At 71.7% G+C, this 18,294-nt stretch carries 22 protein-coding genes; 12 read left to right on the forward strand and 10 right to left on the reverse strand.

Features of this window, described 5'->3' with window-relative positions; genetic code table 11:
- Positions 1-25: 25 nt before the first annotated feature.
- Positions 26-895 (forward strand): PhzF family phenazine biosynthesis protein, encoded by an 870-nt coding sequence (locus tag ABZU69_RS13025; protein WP_354964560.1) that lies wholly within the window; start codon positions 26-28, stop codon positions 893-895.
- A gap of 15 nt (positions 896-910) precedes the next feature.
- Complete coding sequence (locus tag ABZU69_RS13030; protein WP_354964561.1) at positions 911-1,441, forward strand: hypothetical protein; 531 nt, start codon at positions 911-913, stop codon at positions 1,439-1,441.
- Between the two features lie 18 nt (positions 1,442-1,459).
- Here ABZU69_RS13030 and ABZU69_RS13035 read toward each other — a convergent pair whose 3' ends face one another.
- A complete protein-coding gene (locus tag ABZU69_RS13035; protein WP_354964562.1) occupies positions 1,460-2,167 on the reverse strand; it encodes an HAD family hydrolase in 708 nt (235 codons plus the stop codon).
- A 102-nt stretch (positions 2,168-2,269) separates the two neighbouring features.
- Between ABZU69_RS13035 and ABZU69_RS13040 the strand changes: the two genes are divergently transcribed.
- The 3 genes from ABZU69_RS13040 to ABZU69_RS13050 all read left to right on the forward strand — a co-directional run bounded on the left by ABZU69_RS13040 (position 2,270) and on the right by ABZU69_RS13050 (position 5,238).
- Complete coding sequence (locus tag ABZU69_RS13040) at positions 2,270-3,229, forward strand: DMT family transporter (protein ID WP_354964563.1); 960 nt, start codon at positions 2,270-2,272, stop codon at positions 3,227-3,229.
- A 108-nt stretch (positions 3,230-3,337) separates the two neighbouring features.
- Positions 3,338-3,862, forward strand: a complete 525-nt coding sequence (locus ABZU69_RS13045) for a SigE family RNA polymerase sigma factor (protein ID WP_354964564.1) — start codon at positions 3,338-3,340, stop codon at positions 3,860-3,862.
- Positions 3,859-5,238 carry a hypothetical protein gene (locus ABZU69_RS13050; RefSeq protein ID WP_354964565.1) on the forward strand — a complete coding sequence of 460 codons (1,380 nt, stop codon included), beginning with the start codon at positions 3,859-3,861 and terminating at the stop codon, positions 5,236-5,238. The genes ABZU69_RS13045 and ABZU69_RS13050 overlap by 4 nt, the downstream gene beginning before the upstream one ends.
- A gap of 8 nt (positions 5,239-5,246) precedes the next feature.
- Here ABZU69_RS13050 and ABZU69_RS13055 read toward each other — a convergent pair whose 3' ends face one another.
- Positions 5,247-5,522, reverse strand: a complete 276-nt coding sequence (locus tag ABZU69_RS13055) for a hypothetical protein (protein ID WP_354964566.1) — start codon at positions 5,520-5,522, stop codon at positions 5,247-5,249.
- A gap of 10 nt (positions 5,523-5,532) precedes the next feature.
- Positions 5,533-6,357: an SDR family NAD(P)-dependent oxidoreductase gene (locus ABZU69_RS13060; protein WP_354964636.1), complete on the reverse strand. Its 825-nt coding sequence runs from the start codon at positions 6,355-6,357 to the stop codon at positions 5,533-5,535.
- Positions 6,358-6,486: 129 nt separating this feature from the next.
- Between ABZU69_RS13060 and ABZU69_RS13065 the strand changes: the two genes are divergently transcribed.
- The gene (locus tag ABZU69_RS13065; RefSeq protein ID WP_354964567.1) at positions 6,487-7,443 is read left to right on the forward strand and encodes a CoA ester lyase; all 957 of its coding nucleotides are present in this window, start codon (positions 6,487-6,489) and stop codon (positions 7,441-7,443) included.
- Positions 7,444-7,519: 76 nt separating this feature from the next.
- On the opposite strand, the gene ABZU69_RS13070 is transcribed toward ABZU69_RS13065, so the two are convergent.
- Positions 7,520-8,020, reverse strand: a complete 501-nt coding sequence (locus ABZU69_RS13070; RefSeq protein ID WP_354964568.1) for a DUF4190 domain-containing protein — start codon at positions 8,018-8,020, stop codon at positions 7,520-7,522.
- Between the two features lie 115 nt (positions 8,021-8,135).
- On the opposite strand from ABZU69_RS13070, the gene ABZU69_RS13075 reads away from it, so the two are divergent.
- A complete protein-coding gene (locus ABZU69_RS13075; RefSeq protein ID WP_354964569.1) occupies positions 8,136-9,041 on the forward strand; it encodes an SDR family NAD(P)-dependent oxidoreductase in 906 nt (301 codons plus the stop codon).
- A gap of 37 nt (positions 9,042-9,078) precedes the next feature.
- Here ABZU69_RS13075 and ABZU69_RS13080 read toward each other — a convergent pair whose 3' ends face one another.
- A complete protein-coding gene (locus tag ABZU69_RS13080) occupies positions 9,079-9,615 on the reverse strand; it encodes a DUF4190 domain-containing protein (protein ID WP_354964570.1) in 537 nt (178 codons plus the stop codon).
- A gap of 177 nt (positions 9,616-9,792) precedes the next feature.
- On the opposite strand from ABZU69_RS13080, the gene ABZU69_RS13085 reads away from it, so the two are divergent.
- The gene (locus ABZU69_RS13085) at positions 9,793-10,989 is read left to right on the forward strand and encodes an acyl-CoA dehydrogenase family protein (RefSeq protein ID WP_354964571.1); all 1,197 of its coding nucleotides are present in this window, start codon (positions 9,793-9,795) and stop codon (positions 10,987-10,989) included.
- Positions 10,990-11,019: 30 nt separating this feature from the next.
- Here ABZU69_RS13085 and ABZU69_RS13090 read toward each other — a convergent pair whose 3' ends face one another.
- On the reverse strand, positions 11,020-11,427 hold the full coding sequence (locus ABZU69_RS13090; RefSeq protein ID WP_354964572.1) for a CoA-binding protein: 408 nt from the start codon (positions 11,425-11,427) through the stop codon (positions 11,020-11,022).
- Positions 11,428-11,453: 26 nt separating this feature from the next.
- A complete protein-coding gene (locus ABZU69_RS13095; protein WP_354964573.1) occupies positions 11,454-13,517 on the reverse strand; it encodes an intein-containing Rv2578c family radical SAM protein in 2,064 nt (687 codons plus the stop codon).
- 93 nt (positions 13,518-13,610) lie between these two features.
- Here ABZU69_RS13095 and ABZU69_RS13100 point away from each other — a divergent pair, with 93 nt between their 5' ends.
- Entirely contained in the window at positions 13,611-14,030 is a 420-nt protein-coding gene (locus tag ABZU69_RS13100) for a DUF393 domain-containing protein (protein ID WP_354964574.1), read from the forward strand.
- Here the strand turns inward: ABZU69_RS13100 and ABZU69_RS13105 are convergent.
- The 3 genes from ABZU69_RS13105 to trxA form a co-directional block, all read right to left on the reverse strand.
- A complete protein-coding gene (locus ABZU69_RS13105) occupies positions 13,994-14,947 on the reverse strand; it encodes an HTTM domain-containing protein (protein WP_354964575.1) in 954 nt (317 codons plus the stop codon). The two genes, ABZU69_RS13100 and ABZU69_RS13105, sit on opposite strands and share 37 nt — an antisense overlap.
- Positions 14,944-15,384 carry a hypothetical protein gene (locus ABZU69_RS13110; RefSeq protein WP_354964576.1) on the reverse strand — a complete coding sequence of 147 codons (441 nt, stop codon included), beginning with the start codon at positions 15,382-15,384 and terminating at the stop codon, positions 14,944-14,946. The genes ABZU69_RS13105 and ABZU69_RS13110 overlap by 4 nt, the downstream gene beginning before the upstream one ends.
- 152 nt (positions 15,385-15,536) lie before the next feature.
- The gene (gene trxA / locus ABZU69_RS13115; RefSeq protein WP_007455291.1) at positions 15,537-15,899 is read right to left on the reverse strand and encodes a thioredoxin; all 363 of its coding nucleotides are present in this window, start codon (positions 15,897-15,899) and stop codon (positions 15,537-15,539) included.
- A gap of 547 nt (positions 15,900-16,446) precedes the next feature.
- Between trxA and ABZU69_RS13120 the strand changes: the two genes are divergently transcribed.
- The 3 genes from ABZU69_RS13120 to ABZU69_RS13130 all read left to right on the forward strand — a co-directional run bounded on the left by ABZU69_RS13120 (position 16,447) and on the right by ABZU69_RS13130 (position 18,265).
- On the forward strand, positions 16,447-16,962 hold the full coding sequence (locus ABZU69_RS13120) for a MaoC family dehydratase (protein WP_089017858.1): 516 nt from the start codon (positions 16,447-16,449) through the stop codon (positions 16,960-16,962).
- 110 nt (positions 16,963-17,072) lie between these two features.
- Positions 17,073-17,588 carry a hypothetical protein gene (locus ABZU69_RS13125; RefSeq protein WP_354964577.1) on the forward strand — a complete coding sequence of 172 codons (516 nt, stop codon included), beginning with the start codon at positions 17,073-17,075 and terminating at the stop codon, positions 17,586-17,588.
- A 53-nt stretch (positions 17,589-17,641) separates the two neighbouring features.
- Positions 17,642-18,265: an RNA methyltransferase gene (locus ABZU69_RS13130; RefSeq protein WP_354964578.1), complete on the forward strand. Its 624-nt coding sequence runs from the start codon at positions 17,642-17,644 to the stop codon at positions 18,263-18,265.
- Positions 18,266-18,294 lie beyond the last annotated feature (29 nt).

Below are 18,294 nucleotides of genomic sequence, written 5' to 3' on the forward strand. Positions count from 1 at the left end.
GCCTAAGCGCCTAGTGTTTATCAACATGTCGACCTTGTCCTACGAGATCGTGGACGTCTTCACCGACCGCCCTTTCGCCGGCAACCCGCTGGCCGTGGTGTTCGGCGCGGAGGCGCTGGCCGCGGAGCAGATGCAGGCGCTCGCGCTGGAGTTCAACCTTTCCGAGACGGTGTTCGTGCTGGCCCCGACCCAGGTCGGCGCCACATACCGGGCCCGGATCTTCACCCCGGTGGAGGAGTTGCCGTTCGCCGGCCACCCCAGCGTCGGTGCGGCGGTCACCGCGAGCCGGCGCGGGATGTTCGGTGTGGGGCAGGTCATGCAGGAGTGCGGCGCCGGCGTGCTGCCGATCGAGGTGACCGCGTCCGGGGCGACCCTCACCGGTGGAAGCCCGACCCTCGGCCCCGAACTGGACCCGGAGCCGCTGCTGGAGATCGCCGGGCTGGTCCCGGACGACCACGTCGGGCCGCCCCCACGGGTCGCCGGCTGCGGGCTGGAGTTTCCGTACCTGCCGGTGCGGCCGGAGTCGGTGGCCCGGGCACGGCTGAACCCGGCGGCGGCGGAGCGGTACGGGGTGGCGCACGTCAGCGTCTTCTCCTGGGACCCGACCACCCAAACCGCGCACGCCCGGGTCTTCGTTCCCGGCCTCGGCGTACCGGAGGACCCGGCGACCGGCTCGGCGGCGCTCGGTCTCGGTGTCTGGCTCGTGGCCAGCGGCCTGCTGCCCGGCGAAGGGATGTCCCGATACGCCGTGCGCCAGGGTGTGGAGATGAACCGTCCGTCCGCGCTGGCCTGCACGGTCACCGCGGAGAACGGCGTGGTGGTCGGCGCGACGGTCGCCGGCCAGGTGATGCCGGTGGCCCGGGGCGAGATCGCCGTGCCGCCCTTCGTGGGCTGACCGGCGGAGGTCCTCATGCGGGACAATGCGGGTGTGACGGACGAGGATGCCCCCCGTGGCACGCCACTGGTCGACGAGGCGATGAAGAAGGCTGCGGTGGCGTGGGTCAGCGTGGCCGGTGGGCCGGCGCTCGCACTCTGGTGCGCCCCGCTGGAGGGCGCGCTGTTCGTGGTCAGCGGGCCGGGTGAGCAGGCCGCGCCGGGGCTGGCCGACGCGGCCGAGGCGCAGGTCACCCTGCGCGGTGACCACGGCGGCCGGATCGTCACCTGGCCGGCCCGGGTGACCCGGCTGCGACCGGGCACCGAGGCATGGGACACCACCGCGCCGCTGGTGGCGGGTAAGCGGCTGAACGCGTCCGGCCCGACCGCCGACCTGGTGGCCCGGTGGGCCGCCGAGGGCTGCGCGGTGAACCGGCTCGCCCCGGCCGGTGACGCGCTGGCCGGCGCCGACCTGCCGGCCGACGCGCAGGCCGAACCGCCCCGGGAGACCCCGGCGGTCCGGGCCACCCGCAAGCCGTTCCGCCTGCACCGGGTCCGCCGCCGCTGACCCGCCGCCGCGGTGCGGTCAGCCGAACGCCACGCCGATGACCTCGGCGTCGACGAGGTCGAGCACGTCGCGCAATGTGCTGAGTGTCGGGCCGCGCCAGTCCCGGTCGGCGTTGAAGACCATGTGCTCGGCGAGGTCGGGCGCGGCGAGCCGGACCGCGGTCATCCCGGCCCGCTCCGCGCCGGTCAGCTCCTGGCTGCCGCCGTCGCCGACGTACAGGCAGTCGCGCGGCGCGAGCCCGAGTCGCCGGCAGGCGGTCAGGTAGAGGGCCGGATCCGGTTTGCACCGTCCGACCTGCACCGAGAAGACCCGCACGTCGAGCAGCGGGGCGACCGCGAGCTGTGGCAGGAAGGCCGGCAGCTCGTGCGTACAGTCGCTGATCACGCCGGTGCACAGGCCGCGCTGGCGCAGCGCCGCCAGCACGGGCACCGCGTCGGCCCGCAGCCGGGTGTCCGCGCGGACCGCGCGGTGCCGGGACGCCACGGCCGCGCGCACCGCATGGTCGCTAGGGTGTACGCCGGCCTGGGCGCAGACCCACCGCAGCGTGGCCTCCGCGTTGCCGAGCCCGCCGGTGGCCCGCTCGTAGTAGGTGCGGTCCAGCACCTCGGTCAACGTGTCGGTGTGGCATCCGAGCAGCTCGGCGGTGCCGAGGTGGGCGGCGCCGCGCTGGACCGGACGGGTCAGGGTGCCGAAGAAGTCGAACAGCACCGCCTGGTAGCTGGGCATGGGGGAGCGCCTCCGGGCGGTCGAGGGCCGGCGCGGACCCGCGTGATCGTAACGGAGTGCTGACGTTCTGTGTTATCCGCGAGCGTGTGAGGATTGCTTCCCGTGCCCCCTTCCTCACACCGCCCGCCCCCGGATCCGCTGACCACCGGCGCGGTCGGCCTGGCCGTGGTCGCCGTGTCGTCATCCGCGCCGCTGATCGCCTACGCCGCCGCTCCCGCGCTGGCCATCGCGTTCTGGCGCAACCTGCTCGCGGTGGCCGTGCTGAGCCCGTTCTCGCTGGCCCGACGTCGCGCCGAGTTCCGTGCGCTGGCCGGTCGGGCGGGCCGGCGGGAGGGGCTGTACTGCGTGCTCTCCGGGGTCGCGCTCGCCGCGCACTTCGCGACCTGGATGCCGAGCGCGCAGCTCACCTCGGTCGCCACGGCCACCGCCCTGGTCGCCACCCAGCCGGTCTGGCAGGGGCTGATCGCCCGTGCCCAGGGCCGCGGGCTGCCCCCGGTGGTCTGGATCGGCATCGCGGTGGCGGTCGGCGGCGCGGTGATCGCCACCGGCGCGGACGTGGGCATCTCCGGGCGGGCCGTCCTCGGAGACCTGCTCGCGCTGACCGGTGGCCTGTTCGCCGCCGTCTACACCGCCTTCGGTGAGCGGGCCCGGGCCAGCATCAGCACCACCACGTACACCACCATCTGCTACGGGATCTGCGCGCTGATCCTGCTGGTGGTCTGCCTGCTCGGCGGGGTCCGGATGACCGGCTTCGACGGGCGTACCTGGCTGGCCATCCTGGCCCTGGTGGCCGGCGCGCAACTGCTCGGCCATTCGATGTTCAACTACGCCCTGCGCCGGATTCCGGCGACCACGGTCAGCGTGCTGATCCTGCTGGAGGTGCCCGGCGCGGCGCTGCTCGGTTGGGTCTGGCTGGGGCAGCTGCCCCGCCCGTACGCGCTGTTGGGAATGGCGCTGCTGCTGGTCGGGGTGGCGGTGGTGGTGCTCGGTGGCGCCCGAGCCGGCCGCCGCGCCGCGCCGCCCACCCCGCTCCCCGCCGACGCCGCCCCGTTGACAGACTGACCGCCCGCCCGGCCCGGGCGAAATCCGGGACGACCTGAGGAACGTGGATGGCGGTTCCCTCCGGGGCGGGCCCGCCCGGCGTCTGCCCGGATGAGGAGGGCGATCCGTTTGACGACTGAGGACCGCACCCGGGACGGCTTCGCCGATTTCGTACGGGCCGAGACCGCCGGGCTGACCCGGTTCGCGTACCTGCTGACCAGCGACCGGCACCACGCCGAGGACCTGGTGCAGGTGGCGCTGGCCCGGGTCGCGGTGCGTTGGGAACGGCTCGACGACCCGGCCGCCTACCTGCGCCGGGTGCTCTACACGCAGGCGGCGAACTGGTGGCGGTGGCGCCGGGCCCGCCCGCCGGAGCGGTTGGGCGGAGCGCTGCCGGAGCGGGCCGGTCCGGGCGACGACACGGACCTGCGGCTGGTGCTCCAAGCGGCGTTGGCCCGGCTGACCGTTCGGCAGCGCGCGGTCCTGGTCCTGCGCTACTACGAGGACCGCACCGAGACCGAGACGGCCGTGCTGCTGGGCTGCCGGGTCGGCACCGTGAAGAGCCAGACCCGGCACGCCCTCGGGCGGCTGCGCGTCCTCGCCCCCGAGCTGGCCGAGCTGGTTGGCCGTAACCCGCAGGAGGTGGCTCGATGACCGCCCGGCTCAGCGAGGCGCTGCGTCGCCTCGCCGACGACGTTCCGCCCGCGCGCGTACCGGCTGGGCTCTTCGACTCCGCGCGGACCCGGCACCGGCGTCGCCGGGCCGTCGCCGCCGGCGCGCTGGCCGTGCTGGTCCTGCTCCTCGGCACCGGGTACGCGCTGCACCCGGTGGCCCTGCCGTCGCCCGCCGCCCCACACTCCGATGCCCCTGGCCTGCCCACCCGAATCGTCGACCCGCCGCTGCGCACCGCCTCGGTGCGGGACTCGGCACCCGGCGCGGCCGCGATGCTCTTCGGCGGCCCGGCCGTGCGCACCGACTGGTTCGAGACCCGGATGGGCGTGCTGGCAGCCGACGCCGACCGGTACCGGGTACTGGACGCCGGGCAGCTCACCCCGGGCTTCGACGCGCTGCTGTCCCCGGACGGCCGGTACGCCTGGATCGGCGCGTCCCTGCTCGACCTGACATCCGGGCGGTTCACCCCGGACCGGACGGACGGCTACCCGCTCGCGTTCGCGCCGGATGGCGAGCGACTCGTCTACGCCGACGACGACGCCGCCTTCACCCCGCCGAACACCTACACCACCCCGTACGTCGGGGTCTACGACCGGGAGCGCGGGAAGGACGTCCTGCGGGTCCCGGTGGGCACCGCCTGGATTCCGCCGGGACGCACGGCGGCGCTCTCCCCGGACAGCGGTGAACTGGCCCTCCAGGTCCGGGGCGAGGTCTGGCTCGCCCGGGTCGCCGACGCCAACGCGGACGGCGTCGCCGAGCCGTACCGGAAACTGCCGCTGCACGGCGGGCGGCTCGGCGGGGCCGGGTCCTGGCTGCCGGACGGGCGTGCGGTGGCGGTCCTGGACCGGTCCACCTGTACCGACTGCCCGGTGCCCGGCTACCCGCGTACCTGGACGCTGGCCGTCCGGTCCACCGTCGACGACGCACCGCGGGCCGGGGCGCCGTTCCCGCCGCTGCGCTCCCGTACGTTCGTCCAACTGCTCGGCTGGCGCTCGGCGGACGAGGCGGTCGCGCTGGTCGGTGTGCCCGGCCCGGAGGCGGTGGACCGGCCGGAGGACCACGACATCGCCTGGGGTCCGTATCACGAGCCGGGCACGGATCGGGTGGAACTCGTGGTGCTGCGCCGGGGCGCACCGGCGCCGGAGGTGCTCTTCCGCACCCCGGAGGGCATCACCGAGCTGACGGTCGCCGCCGACCTGGCGATCGACGGCGCGGTACGCGAAACCGGCCGACCCGACTACGGGCCACTGCCGTTCTGGCTGCTCGCCATGGGGTTCATCCTGGCGCTCGTGGTGGGCCTGCCGGTGCTGTCGCTGCTGCGGCGCTGGCGGGGTCGGCGGCTCGCCCGGCGCTTCTGAGACACGCCCTACGCCTCGTACACCTCGATCACGCGCGTGGTCGGCGCGGACCCGCCGAGTGCGGCGCGCAGCGCGGCCCGCTCCGGGTCGACGAGGAACGACTCGTAACCGGCCCGATCCTCGAAGGTGATCACGTGCACCTCGGCCCGCTCGTCGATGCCGCGCAGTCGCCGTTCCAGGTGGCCGCCGTGCCGGCCGAGCAGCGCCAGCACGGCGTCCTCGTAGCGCTTTCCGGCGGCCTCGGCCCCGACGGGGAACTCGACGAGCGCGACAAGCGTCAGCACGGTGGCCACGCTAGTCCGCGATGCCGACGGCCTTGGCGCTGGCCGCCCAGAGCCGGGCGGCGAGCTGCGGGTCGACGGCCTTGCGGTACGGCCGGCGCGGCCGCCGGTCGTGGTAGTAGCCGCCGTCGATCAGCCGGGACCGGTCCTGGTTGGCCAGCCAGACCAGGGTCTCGGCACCCTTCTCGGGGCTGCGGAACGGCAGGAGCCGCATGCCGAGGGCGACCAGCCGGCTGTCGTTGGCGAACCGGGTCCGCACCACCCCGGGGTGGAAGCTGTGTGCCGCAATGCCCGGCCAGCGGCGGGCAGCCTCGGCGGTGAACAGGATGTTCGCCTGTTTGCTCGTGCCGTACGCGCCCATCGGCCGGTAGCGGCCCAGCGGCCTGTTCAGGTCGTCCGGCTCCAGCGTGCCGAAGCGGTGCGCACCGGAGGCGGTGACCACGATCCGGCCGATCCGGTCGGCGAGCAGGTTGGTCAGCAGGAACGGCGCCAGGTGGTTGGCCTGGATCGACAGTTCGAAGCCGTCGACGGTCGTGAGCGGCTGGAGTGCGATGGCACCGGCGTTGTTGGCCAGCACGTCGATCCGGCCGTACGCGTCGCGCAGCCGCTCGGCGAGCCGGCGCACGTCGTCCAGCACCGCGAAGTCGGCCCGGAACAACTCCGGACGCTCGCCCGACGTCTCCCGTACCCGTTCCGCCGCGGCCTGCAACCGGGCCGGGTCCCGCCCGACCAGCACCACCTGATCGCCGCGGCACGCCAGGTCCACGGCGGCGGCCAGTCCGATGCCGGAGCTGGCGCCGGTCACCACCACCAGTCGCCGCCCAGTGAGATCTTCCACAGGTCCATTCACCCCGGTCATGGCGCGAGGTTACCGTGGCGTCACCACGCCCTTTGGGATCGTTAAGTTTCTCGGATCTGTCGTCAGGTGGCGTCGGCGTGCCCGCCGGACGCTGGAAGGAGCGCATCCATGGCCGCAGTCGGTCGTCCCCGCCGGTCCTGCCTCGCCGTACCGGGTTCCAGCGTCAAGATGCTCGGCAAGGCGCAGGGCCTGCCGGCCGACCAGGTCTTCCTCGACCTGGAGGACGCCGTGGCCCCGCTGGCCAAGCCGGATGCGCGGAAGAACATCGTGGCCGCGCTCAACGAGGGTGACTGGGCCGGCAAGACGCGCGTGGTCCGGGTCAACGACCTGACCACCCCGTGGACCTACCGGGACGTCATCGAGGTCGTCGAGGGTGCCGGCGCCAACCTGGACTGCGTCATGCTGCCGAAGGTGCAGACCGCCGAGCAGGTGCACTGGCTGGACCTGCTGCTCACCCAGATCGAGAAGACGCTCGGCCTGGAGGTCGGCCGGATCGGCATCGAGGCGCAGATCGAGAACGCCGCCGGCCTGGTCAACGTGGACGCCATCGCGGGCGCCTCGCCGCGGGTGGAGACCATCATCTTCGGCCCGGCCGACTTCATGGCCTCGATCAACATGAAGTCGCTGGTGGTCGGCGCGCTGATCCCGGACTACCCGGGCGACCCGTACCACTACATCCTCATGCGGATCCTGATGGCCGCCCGGATGCACGACAAGCAGGCCATCGACGGCCCGTTCCTGCAGATCCGGGACGTGGACGCGTTCCGCGAGGTGGCCAAGCGTTCGGCGGCGCTGGGCTTCGACGGCAAGTGGGTGCTGCACCCGGGCCAGATCGACGCCGCCAACGAGGTCTACCAGCCGGCGCAGGCCGACTACGACCACGCCGAGCTGATCCTCGACGCGTACCAGCACTACACCTCGGAGGCCGGCGGCAAGCTCGGCGCGGTGATGCTCGGCGACGAGATGATCGACGAGGCGTCCCGCAAGATGGCGCTGGTGGTCGCCGCCAAGGGCCGGGCCGCCGGGATGAGCCGTACGTCGTCGTTCACCCCGCCCTCGGAGTGACCGTGCCGGGCCGCGACGACAGCCGGCGGCTGTCGTCGCGGCCCGACAACCGGCGCTGTGCCGACCCGTTCGCCGGTCAGTAGCTGTCGCTGCCGGCGCTCGTCGCGATGGCGATGATGATCATGACGACGTAGAAGGCGATCAGCAGCACCAGCAACCCGGTGAGGATCCAGCCGACGATGATCGCGGCCTTCGCCATCCCCTCGCCGCCCTCGCCGGTCAGCCGGATCTGCTTCTGGGCCACGTGACCGAGGATCGCGCCGACCGGTGCGGTGATGCAGGACGTCAAGCCGAGTAGGGCCAGAACGAGCGCCGCGATCGCCATCCCGTTGATCTTCTGTGGCACCGGGTAGCCGTAGCCGGCGTACTGCGGCGGATAGCCGGGCGGGGCGTAGCCGGGCATGGGCTGGCCCGGGGGAAGCTGCCCACCGGCGTACGGGTCGACCGGCGCGTACGGATCCGCCGGGTTGGGCTGGGCGGGAACCGGCTGACCGGCCACAAGGGTCGGATCCAGCGGAGGGCTCGACTGTTGGCCGGTGGGATCGGTCCAGCCGCCGGGTGCGTGGGGATAGGTCATGCGATTCTCCGTCAGGTCGGGTGCGCCGTCAGGGTAGCCAGCGGCGACCAAACCGGATGCCCCCGCTCCCGGGTGCCGCGTTGCTCGGGCCCGTCCGACCGGGCAGGATCCTGGCATGGCAATGGATGCGCGCGCCGCCGATCGTTCCGGCAGTCGACCGAGACGGGACGTCAGCCGCCCCGGCGCCGGCCGGCGCGGCCGTGCGGCCACACCGGCCGGCGCCACCGGCGCGGACGAGCCGGTCGCGCTCGCCGACCCGGTGACCATGCGACTCGACGGGCGGGTCGCCCTGGTGACCGGAGCGGGCAGCCCGGACGGCATCGGGTACGCCACCGCCCGCCGACTCGCCGACCTGGGTGCCCGGGTGGCCATTGTCTCCACCACCCGGCGCATCCATGAGCGGGCCACCGAATTGGGGGTGACCGGCTTCGTGGCGGACCTGACCGACGAGTCCGAGGTCGGCGCGCTGGCCGACGCGGTCGCCGAGCAGTTGGGTGACGTCGAGGTGCTGGTCAACAACGCCGGCCTGGCCAGTCGGGCCAGCCAGGGTGTGCTGCGGCCGGTCGCGCAGCTGACCTACGACGAGTGGCGCGGCGAGATCGACCGCAACCTGTCCACCGCGTTCCTGTGCAGTCGGGCGTTCATCGGTGGGATGGCCGAGCGGGGCTGGGGTCGGATCGTCAACCTGGCCGCCACGGCCGGCCCGGTCAACGCTCTGCCCACCGAGGCCGCGTACGCCGCGGCGAAGGCCGGAGTGGTCGGGCTGACCCGGGCACTGGCCATGGAGATGATCGCCGACGGCGTGACCGTCAACGCGGTGGCTCCCGGCACCATCTACACCGCGGCGTCCACGATGGCGGAGATCAAGCAGGGGCTGGGCACCCCGGTGGGTCGGCCGGGCACTCCGGACGAGGTCGCCGCCGCGATCAGCTTCCTCTGCTCGCCGGCCGCCTCGTACATCACCGGTCAGATGCTGGTGGTGGACGGCGGTAACAGCGTCCGCGAGGCCCGGTTCCGTTGACCGGGCACGTCCACAGGGGACGGGTCCGGGCCGCCGGTCAGTAGCCGCTGCTGTCGCCGGTGTTGCCGATGAGGACCAGCGCCAGCCAACCACAGCAGGCCAGCAGGGTGAGCCCGGTGAAGGCGTAGCCGAGGACCAATCCCCAGGTGGCGAGCTGGCCGCCCTCCTCGCCGCTGGTGCGGATCTGCCGCTTGGCCACGTGGCCGAGGACAGCGCCGGCCGGGGGGAACACGAAGGCGAACACCAGCGACAGGATCGCCAGCACGTTGGTGCCCCGACCCGGTCCGGACGACGGAGGGCCGTACTGCCCGTAGGGGCCCTGCGGAGGGTACGGCGGCTGCTGCGCCCAGTGCGCCGGCTGGTGCGGTCCCTGCTGCTGGTACGGCGAGGGGTCGTCCGCCGGCGGCCCGTACGGCGAGCGCTCCGGTGGCCCGAAGGCCGACTGGTCCGGCGGCGGCGCGTACGGCGTCTGGCCCGGCGGCGGAGGCGCGTAGGGCGACTGGTCCGGGGGTGGCTCGTAGGGTGACGGCGGCTGCTCGTCCCCGGGCGGTCCCGACGGCGGCGGGTAGCTCACGGCTGTCCTCCTCCTGCCAGTGCCGGAAAAGTCCCTCTTGCCGGACGCTACCCGCAGCGGTGAACCTTTTCACAGCGGTTGTGTGGACTGGTCACCTTGGCCTCGCTGGCCCCGGAGGCCGATACTGACCCAGCGTTCAGTTACCCATGAGTAGTGCGCTGATCCCCGGAGGCTGAGATGGCTCGACTCGCCCAGACGCCCGGCCTGACCGATGTGCAGCGGTCGATCCTGGAGACCGTCCGGGAGTTCGCCGACAAGGAGATCATCCCGCACGCTCAGCGGCTGGAGCACGCCGACGAATACCCGACCGACATCCTCGACGGGATGCGCGAGATGGGGCTGTTCGGCCTCACCATCGACGAGGAGTACGGCGGCCTCGGCGAGTCGCTGCTCACCTACGCGCTGGTGGTGGAACAGCTGTCCCGAGGCTGGATGTCGATCTCCGGCATCGTCAACACCCACTTCATCGTGGCGTACCTCATCTCCCAGCACGGCTCCGCCGAGCAGAAGGCCCGGCTGCTGCCGAGGATGGCCACCGGCGAGGTACGCGGCGCGTTCTCGATGTCCGAGCCGGAGACCGGCTCCGACGTCTCGGCCATCAAGTCCCGGGCCGTCCGCGACGGCGACCGCTACGTGCTCAACGGTCAGAAGATGTGGCTCACCAACGGGGCGTACTCCTCCGTGGTGGCCACCCTGGTCAAGACCGACACCGGCGCCGAGTCGGTGTACGGCAACATGTGCACCTTCCTGCTGGAGAAGGAGCCGGGCTTCGGCGAGACCGCACCCGGCCTCACCATCCCCGGCAAGATCGACAAGATGGGCTACAAGGGCGTCGAGACCACCGAAATGGTGCTCGACGGGGTGACCGTGCCCGACTCGGCGATCCTCGGCGGCGCCGACAAGGTGGGCCGGGGCTTCTACCAGATGATGGACGGTATCGAGGTGGGCCGGGTGAACGTCGCCGCCCGCGCCTGCGGCATCTCCATCCGGGCCTTCGAGTTGGCGGTCAGCTACGCGCAGCAGCGCAAGACCTTCGGTCAGCCGCTCGCCAAGCACCAGGCCATCGCCTTCAAGCTCGCCGAGATGGGCACGAAGATCGAGGCCGCGCACGCCCTCATGGTCAACGCGGCCCGGCTCAAGGACGCCGGCCAGCGCAACGACGTCGAGGCCGGGATGGCCAAGTTGCTCGCCTCGGAATACTGCGCCGAGGTCGTCCAGGAGGCGTTCCGCATCCACGGCGGCTACGGCTACTCCAAGGAGTACGAGATCGAGCGGCTGATGCGGGAGGCCCCGTTCCTGCTCATCGGCGAGGGCACCTCCGAGATCCAGAAGACCATCATCTCCCGCGGCCTGCTGAAGGAGTACAAGCTCTAACCGACGCCGCTTGGGGGCGTGCGGGAGCGGTCAGCCGAGGCGGGTGAGGGCGCCGACGGCGCGCTCGACGGCGAGGCAGCGGTCCTCGACGTAGTCCATCCCGGCGGCCTCGGCGATCCGCCGTGCCTCGGCGGAGACGATGCCCAGCTGCAACCAGACCGCCGGGGCGCCGATCGCCGCCGCGTCCCGGACCACCTGCACGGCGTCGGCCGCCGGCCGGAATACGTTCACCAGGTCGACCGGGTGCGGGATGTCGGCCAGCGTGGGGTAAGCCCGCTCCCCGAAGAGCTCCTCGACGCTCGGATTGACCGGAATGATCCGCCAGCCGTGCCGCTGTATCTGCAACGGCACACTGTGCGCGGCCTTGTCCGGGTCGCGGGACGCGCCCACGACGGCGATCACGGCGGAGTCGGCGAGGATCTGCTGAGCGGTACGCACCCGCCGACTGTAGCGCCGCCCGCCGGCTAGAGCAGGGTCAGCTGCTCAGCCGGCGGTGGTGGTGGCTCGGGGAGGCTGCGGTTGTCGCCCAGATCAGCGCGATGCAGCCCGTGCCGGCGGCTCGCGATCCGCACTCGAGCGGTCAGCTCCCGTTGGTATGCCTGCGGCGCGTAGGCGCCGGCCCGGTAGAGCTCGCGGTAGCGGGGGACGAGGTGCGAGTGCTCCCTGGCCAGCCAGTGGGCGTACCACTCCCGGGCGCCGGGGCGCAGGTGCAGCGCCAGCGGGGTCACGCTGGTCGCCCCGGCGGCAGCGATCGCCGACACGGTGGCGTCGATCGACTCGTCGGTGTCGCTCAGCCCGGGCAGGATCGGGGCCATCAGCACCCCGACGGAGAAGCCGGCGTCGGCGAGCGCCCGGACCGCGTCCAGCCGCCGGCGCGGGTGCGGCGTGCCCGGCTCGACGGAACGCCAGAGCTGCTCGTCGACGAAGCCCACCGAGAAGGAGATGCCGACCCTGGTCACCTCGGCGGCCTGGCGCAGCAATGGCAGGTCCCGCAGGATCAGCGTGCCCTTGGTGAGGATCGAGAACGGGTTGGCGAAGTCTCGCAAGGCGGCGATGATCTGCGGCATCAGCCGGTAACGACCCTCGGCGCGCTGGTAGCAGTCCACGTTGGTGCCCATCGCCACGTGCGCGCCCCGCCACTTCGGCGCGGCCAGCTCCCGCCGGACCAGCTCCCCGGCGTTGACCTTGACGATCACCTTCCGGTCGAAGTCCGCACCGGCGTCGAGATCGAGATAGGTGTGAGTATTTCTCGCGAAACAGTTGTGGCTGACCACCCCGTTGGCGATGAAGTCCCCGGTGCCGGTGGTGATGTCCCACAGCGGCAGTTCCAGCCCGAGCGCTTGGATGCCCACCACCCGGAGTGCGGTCTGATGCTTCAGCGCGGCGCCCTCGATCGACCGCTTGCGAGTGATGGCCGGGTCGGTCAAATGGAAGAAGCGCAACCGTGCCGGGAGACCCCCGGTCAGCCGTACGTAACGCAGTCGGTTGGTCCGCCGGCGGTCCTCCAGAACACTGGTGAATCCGAAGGCGCGCAGTGCTTCCGTCGTGTAGCTGAGAATCTGATCATCGCAGTTGGCGATCCTCAGGATGCCCTGGCTGCAACTGCCCTCGGCATCGAAGATGCCAGCGAGGAACCCTCGCTGCCACTCAGAAGTCGGATGTTTCGGCCATCGGATCATCTCCCTGATGGCATCGACCTTCTGCTTACCCGAAGCGCGGACGGCCTCCATCTTCCGCCGGTCAGGCATGGCACGACCGAACGAGGAGCGGCTTGTCTCGACGCCCGTTTCCCTCAAAAACTGCTCGGTACGATCGAGTGCCTCGCTGTCCGCGAGCGCCAAGCGAAACTGGTGACTCCAGCTCTTGCCTGTGGCGTAGGTGCCTATGGTTCCGTCACCACGCACCATGCCGCAGATATAGCCGCGACGGTAGTCGTGGGAGGCCTTCGGAGTTGTTTCGAACGCGCCAGTGCCGATCAGGCGATTGTTGGTGGTGAGGTAGGGGCGTTGGTCGGTGCCGGCCATGTCGCCGGTGATGTGTTTCCAACCTCGCTCCGTCAGGAAGCGGTGGTCCCCGCTGGCGATGAGCGTCGTGCCGTCCTCCAGGGTGACCCGGTAAGCCGCTTTCACGGTCGACCACTTGTCCAGCACGGTGGTGACGACGTATCGCCGGTAGGCGCCGCGCCGCTCCGTCCCGTAGATCCGGTCGCCCGGCTCCAACTCGCTGATCGGCTTGGTGCGCCCGTCCGCCATCAAGACTGGGGTGTCACCCGAGACGCAGTACACACATGCATGCGAGCAGCCCCGGTACGGGTTGATGGTCCACTCGAAGGGGACGCGGGACTGCCCCGGCACACGGTTGATGATGGATTTGGCCCGCACCTCGTAGAAGGTCATCCCGGCGAACTCCGGGGTGTCGAAGGTGCGGGCGACGGCGCCGGGCAGCGCCAGCGGCAGGGGTGGCGTCGCTGGCGCTGCCCGCTCGGGGTCTCCCTCAGCCGGGGGAGCGGTGAGGTTGTCCCAGCGCATGGCCACTATTCGAACACGTGTACGAGGGAAGCGCAAGTGACCCGCCGGACACCGGTGCCCGGTCGGGCGGTGACGGAGGGGAGGATGGACAGCATGAAGACGTCGACCTTCGTCTACGACGGGGACTGCGCGTTCTGCACCCGGTGCGCCGAGTTCATCGAACGCCGCATCCCCACCGCCGCGCGGGTGGTGCCCTGGCAGTTCGCCGACCTGGACGCGCTCGGCCTCACCGCGGACGAGTGCGAGGAGGCCGTGCAGTGGGTCGGCGCCGACGGCTCACGCGCCGCCGGCCCGGACGCCATCGCGAAGCTGCTCGCCGCGAGCGGCCCGGTCTGGCGGGTCGCCGGCGCCGGGCTGCGCTTCCCGCCGGCGCGTGCCGCGGCCTGGCCGGCGTACCGCTGGGTGGCGCGCAACCGGCACCGGCTGCCGGGTGGCACGGCGGCGTGTGCCCTGCCGCAGGAGGCCCGGGAGCGGCTCTACGGCCCGACCGGTCGCCCGACCACCGGCGGCTGACCGCCCAGCGGCGCCGGCTCGGTGCCCTCCAGGGCCGGCGCCGCGCTCGGCTCCGGCGGGTCCTGGACCGCGTCGCTCGTCGGCCCGGCCGTGGGGCGGCCGACGAGCCGGCGGGCCCAGACCAGCGGGCGGACCCGCTCCAGCGGCAGGAAGCTGGTCATCGCCGCCAGGTGCGGTGCGAACGAGATGGTGATGGTCGCGAAGGTCACCACGTGGAACGAGTAGAAGAAGCCGACCATGGCCGACCGCCAGCGGGCCGGCAGCAGGAAGACCACCGGGCTGAACAGCTCGAAGGCCACGATGCCGAACTGGGCGACGATCAGCAGGTACGGCACCTGGGCGATGAGGTCCGCCAGGTCGGTGCCGCGCCGGATGATGGCCCGCGCGAGCACCGAGCCGGTCAGCCAGTCCGGTCCGCCGAAGCGCAGCTTGGCCCAGGCGGCCAGGAAGTACGTGCAGATCACCGCGATCTGGGTGACCCGCAGCGCCCAGCCGCCGGCCTCGGTGCGGGTGGTGTCGCCGTGCCGGGCGCGGCCGGCGGTGGGCAGTACGGCCAGCGCGACGAGCAGCCCGAACCGGTCGTGGTCGACCTTTCCGTAGCTCATCGCGATGATCATCCACAACAGGTACAGCGCGCACACCGACCAGCCGAGCAGCCGGGGCGCCCGTCCGGTCGCGGCGAGCAGGGCGAGCAGCAGCAGCACCCAGAAGATCACCGCCACCAGCGCCGGGGTCGGGGTGGGTAGCGGGAGGAGCCGGCCGACCAGCAGCGGCTGGTAGAGCTCGCCGGGCACGCTGGCCCTGGTCCTTACCCAGGGCGTGAAGACGACCAGGTCGGCGGCGACGAAGAGGTAGATCAGGGTCCGGAACGCGGCGATGCGGCCTCGCGGTACCGCTTCGGTCAGCCAGCGACTCATCGGGGGGCCTGCCAGCGGACCACGGTCTCATCGGTGTGCTGGCCGGTCGGCCGGCCGGCGCGGATGCCGTGCCAGCGGATGACGATGCGGACCTCGACCAGCTCGGCGGCGTCCGGGTGGCGTTCGGCGTACGCGTCGGCGACCTCGGTGAGCAGCGTCGGGTCGGCGGCGTATCGGGCCTGCTGACCCTCGATCTCGGCGCGGCGGATGCCGGTCGCGTCCTGGTTCAGGTCGATCACGGCCCCGGAGCTGTTCACCCCCTCGACTCGCGTGTCGGGGGCGGGCGCGTTCGGCGGATTCGAGGTGGAGTACATCCGGAACGGGCCGAACGGGAAGTCGTCGTCGCTGCCCCAGAAGGTGCCGGCCAGCAGCAGGACGAGACCGAGTGCGGTCGCGCCCAGCCGGGTCACGCGCCCGCGGGTGGTCAGGTTCTCCATCGGGTCGTGACGATACGGGATCTACCGACCGCGTTGGTTCCCACCGGCGGTCAGTTCCGCCTGCCCGGGCAGGCGATCATGTGCGCGCTTCCGGGTACGACGAAGGCCGGGCCCGTACCGGGCCCGGCCTCGCGTGCCGTCGCGGGGACGGCTCAGTGGTTGTGCTCGGCCAGCTGCTTACGGACGTCGTCCATGTCCAGTGCCTCGACCTGCTCGATCAGGTTCTCCAGCGCGGACTCCGGCAGCGCACCCGGCTGGGCGAAAACGATGACGCCGTCGCGGATCGCCATGATCGTCGGGATCGACCGGATGTCGAACTTGGCGCCCAGCTCCTGCTGGGCCTCGGTGTCGACCTTGCCGAAGACGATGTTCTGGTGCTTCTCCGAGGAGCGCTCGTAGACCGGGGCGAACCGCTTGCACGGACCACACCAGTCGGCCCAGAAGTCGACCAGGACGATTCCGTCGTTGCCGGTCACCTCGTCGAAGTTCGTCGAGGTCAGCTCAACGGTTGCCATTGCACTCTCCGATCACCGCGGTTTGTCTACGTCCCGTAGAACCAGGGCTGACCGTATCGAATTCCCGGGCGGTCGGGCACGAAACGTGCTGTGGGCTGACTGCGGGCACTGAGGGTCATCGACCCGCGTCTGTGCGTTTCGATCTGCGGAACGCAAGTGCATGACGCACTTGCGTGACCGGACGTGATGGGAGCGTTTCCAAGGAGATCCACTCGATCGAGCACTACGAATCGGTAACTTGCCCCTTGACAAGCAGGTATCGGGCCTGCAGAGATCGCCGATCACCCTGCGCTCAACCACGGAGAGTAGTGTTACAAAAGAGTAAATGTGACGCCGGTCTCTGTGAACCTACGCTGCCGTAGGGCAGAATTCTCCGCATCAGAGCGTGGGCGGCGGGTGCCGGGGAGGGCCCCGCCGCTCATTGCGTCTCCCCCCGAGCGAGCGACCGGTGTGACTTTTCCGCCGGGGTCGCGCCCCACGGGTCACCTTAACCAGCGGTAAGGCATGCTGTGCCGAACTCCATCGCCGCCCGTCGAAGGGGACCAGGATGCAGTTCGGCCGTTACTACGAGGAGTTCGAGGTCGGCGCGGTCTACCGGCACTGGCCGGGCAAGACCGTCACCGAGTACGACGACCACCTCTTCTGCCTGCTCACCATGAACCACCACCCGCTGCACATGGACGCGCACTACGCCGAGACGGCCAGCCAGTTCAAGCGCAACGTCGTGGTCGGCAACTACATCTACTCGCTGCTGCTCGGCATGTCGGTGCCGGACGTCAGCGGCAAGGCGATCGCCAACCTGGAGGTCGAGTCGCTACGGCATGTGGCGCCCACCTTCCACGGCGACACCATCTACGGCGAGACCACCGTGCTGGACAAGCGGGAGTCCGGCTCCAAGCCCGACCGGGGCGTGGTGTCGGTGGAGACCCGCGGCTACAACCAGGACGGCACCATGGTCTGCGTCTTCCGCCGCAAGGTCATGGTCCCCAAGCGGGAGTACGCGGCCAGCAACGTCCCCGAGGGAGTGGACCCGGAGCGGCCCAGCTTCCCCGAGCCCCGCTGAGCACCGCGGCGGGCTACCCGCGCCGGCGACGGGCTCCTTCCCACATCAGGTTCTGATGGGGAAGGGGCCCTTTTCCCGTTTCGAGGCATATGCTGGCGCCGGAGGTTCCGATGAGCCACTCCGTTGCCGGAGAGCCGCCCTCTGCCGGTCGCCGAGCCGCACCCTTGACCACCGCCGTCTACTCCGCCGCCGAGTGGGACCTGCTGACCAGCCTGCCCGGTCGGGTCCTCGTGGCCGCCGCCGCCCCGGGCCCCGGCCGGCCCGCGCGCGGGGTCATGGCGGGCCTGGCCGGCTTGGACGCGGTCGCCGCCGGCCGGGCTTTCGACAGCGATCTGGTCCGCGCGGTGGTCGCCGCGATCTACGCCCGCCACGACGGCACCCAGTCCCCGACCGAACGGCTCACCGATCTGGTGGACCTGCTGGCCGCCTGCCGGACGGCGGTCCGGGTCCTGCACCGGCGCGCCGACCCCGCCGACTCGGCCGCGTACCGCCAGTGGGTGCAGTCGGTCGCGGCCCGGGTCTGCCGGGCGGTGCCCGCCCCCGGCGAGCCCTCGGCCGACCGGTCGGCCAGCCCGGCCGACCGGCGGTTCCTGGACCGGCTCGGTGGCGCGCTCGGGCTGGGTTGAACCGGCAGGCCGTCGGTGGCGAGCGCGGGACGGGTCCGTACTCTCTGATGACCGTGACCGACGACCAGCTTGAGGTGGGCGTGGGCCCCTGGCCGGGGGACCTGCCGGACGACCCGCGCTACGACCCGCAGTTGCTCGCCGAGGGGGACCGGCGCAACGTGACCGACCGCTATCGCTACTGGCGGCACGAGGCCATCGTCGCCGACCTGGACCGGCACCGGCACGGGTTCCACGTCGCCATCGAGAACTGGCAGCACGACTTCAACATCGGCACGGTGGTCCGCAACGCCAACGCCTTCCTCGCCGCCGAGGTGCACATCGTCGGACGGCGACGGTGGAACCGACGCGGCGCGATGGTGACCGATCGGTACCAGCACGTCCGACACCACGAGACGATCGAGGAGTTCGTCGGCTGGGCCGCCGGGCAGGGGTTGTCGGTGTTCGGCATCGACAACCTGCCCGGATCGCGCCCACTGGAGACCGGCACCCTGCCGCGGAAGTGTGTGCTGCTGTTCGGCCAGGAGGGGCCCGGTCTCTCCGAACCGGCCCGCGCCGCCTGCGACCAGCTCTACTCCATCGCCCAGTACGGCTCCACGAGGTCGATCAACGCGGGTGTGGCCAGCGGCATCGCCATGCACGCGTGGATCCGCACCCACGCCGGGCCGCCGCCGGACTGACCACGCCCCTGGGTGCCGAATCGGGCGTT

Origin of the sequence: Micromonospora sp. NPDC005206, assembly GCF_040608175.1 — a bacterium.
GTDB lineage: Bacteria > Actinomycetota > Actinomycetes > Mycobacteriales > Micromonosporaceae > Micromonospora.

Bases quoted from the DNA above. Each gene is read 5' to 3' on its own strand.
- trxA (WP_007455291.1), bottom strand. From the start codon at position 15,899: ATGGCAACCGTTGAGCTGACCTCGACGAACTTCGACGAGGTGACCGGC.
- ABZU69_RS13035 (WP_354964562.1), bottom strand. From the start codon at position 2,167: ATGCCCAGCTACCAGGCGGTGCTGTTCGACTTCTTCGGCACCCTGACC.
- ABZU69_RS13100 (WP_354964574.1), top strand. From the start codon at position 13,611: ATGAAGACGTCGACCTTCGTCTACGACGGGGACTGCGCGTTCTGCACC.
- ABZU69_RS13120 (WP_089017858.1), top strand. From the start codon at position 16,447: ATGCAGTTCGGCCGTTACTACGAGGAGTTCGAGGTCGGCGCGGTCTAC.
- ABZU69_RS13110 (WP_354964576.1), bottom strand. From the start codon at position 15,384: ATGGAGAACCTGACCACCCGCGGGCGCGTGACCCGGCTGGGCGCGACC.
- ABZU69_RS13105 (WP_354964575.1), bottom strand. From the start codon at position 14,947: ATGAGTCGCTGGCTGACCGAAGCGGTACCGCGAGGCCGCATCGCCGCG.
- ABZU69_RS13065 (WP_354964567.1), top strand. From the start codon at position 6,487: ATGGCCGCAGTCGGTCGTCCCCGCCGGTCCTGCCTCGCCGTACCGGGT.
- ABZU69_RS13075 (WP_354964569.1), top strand. From the start codon at position 8,136: ATGGCAATGGATGCGCGCGCCGCCGATCGTTCCGGCAGTCGACCGAGA.
- ABZU69_RS13125 (WP_354964577.1), top strand. From the start codon at position 17,073: ATGAGCCACTCCGTTGCCGGAGAGCCGCCCTCTGCCGGTCGCCGAGCC.
- ABZU69_RS13070 (WP_354964568.1), bottom strand. From the start codon at position 8,020: ATGACCTATCCCCACGCACCCGGCGGCTGGACCGATCCCACCGGCCAA.
- ABZU69_RS13030 (WP_354964561.1), top strand. From the start codon at position 911: ATGCGGGACAATGCGGGTGTGACGGACGAGGATGCCCCCCGTGGCACG.
- ABZU69_RS13095 (WP_354964573.1), bottom strand. From the start codon at position 13,517: ATGCGCTGGGACAACCTCACCGCTCCCCCGGCTGAGGGAGACCCCGAG.
- ABZU69_RS13085 (WP_354964571.1), top strand. From the start codon at position 9,793: ATGGCTCGACTCGCCCAGACGCCCGGCCTGACCGATGTGCAGCGGTCG.
- ABZU69_RS13050 (WP_354964565.1), top strand. From the start codon at position 3,859: ATGACCGCCCGGCTCAGCGAGGCGCTGCGTCGCCTCGCCGACGACGTT.
- ABZU69_RS13025 (WP_354964560.1), top strand. From the start codon at position 26: ATGTCGACCTTGTCCTACGAGATCGTGGACGTCTTCACCGACCGCCCT.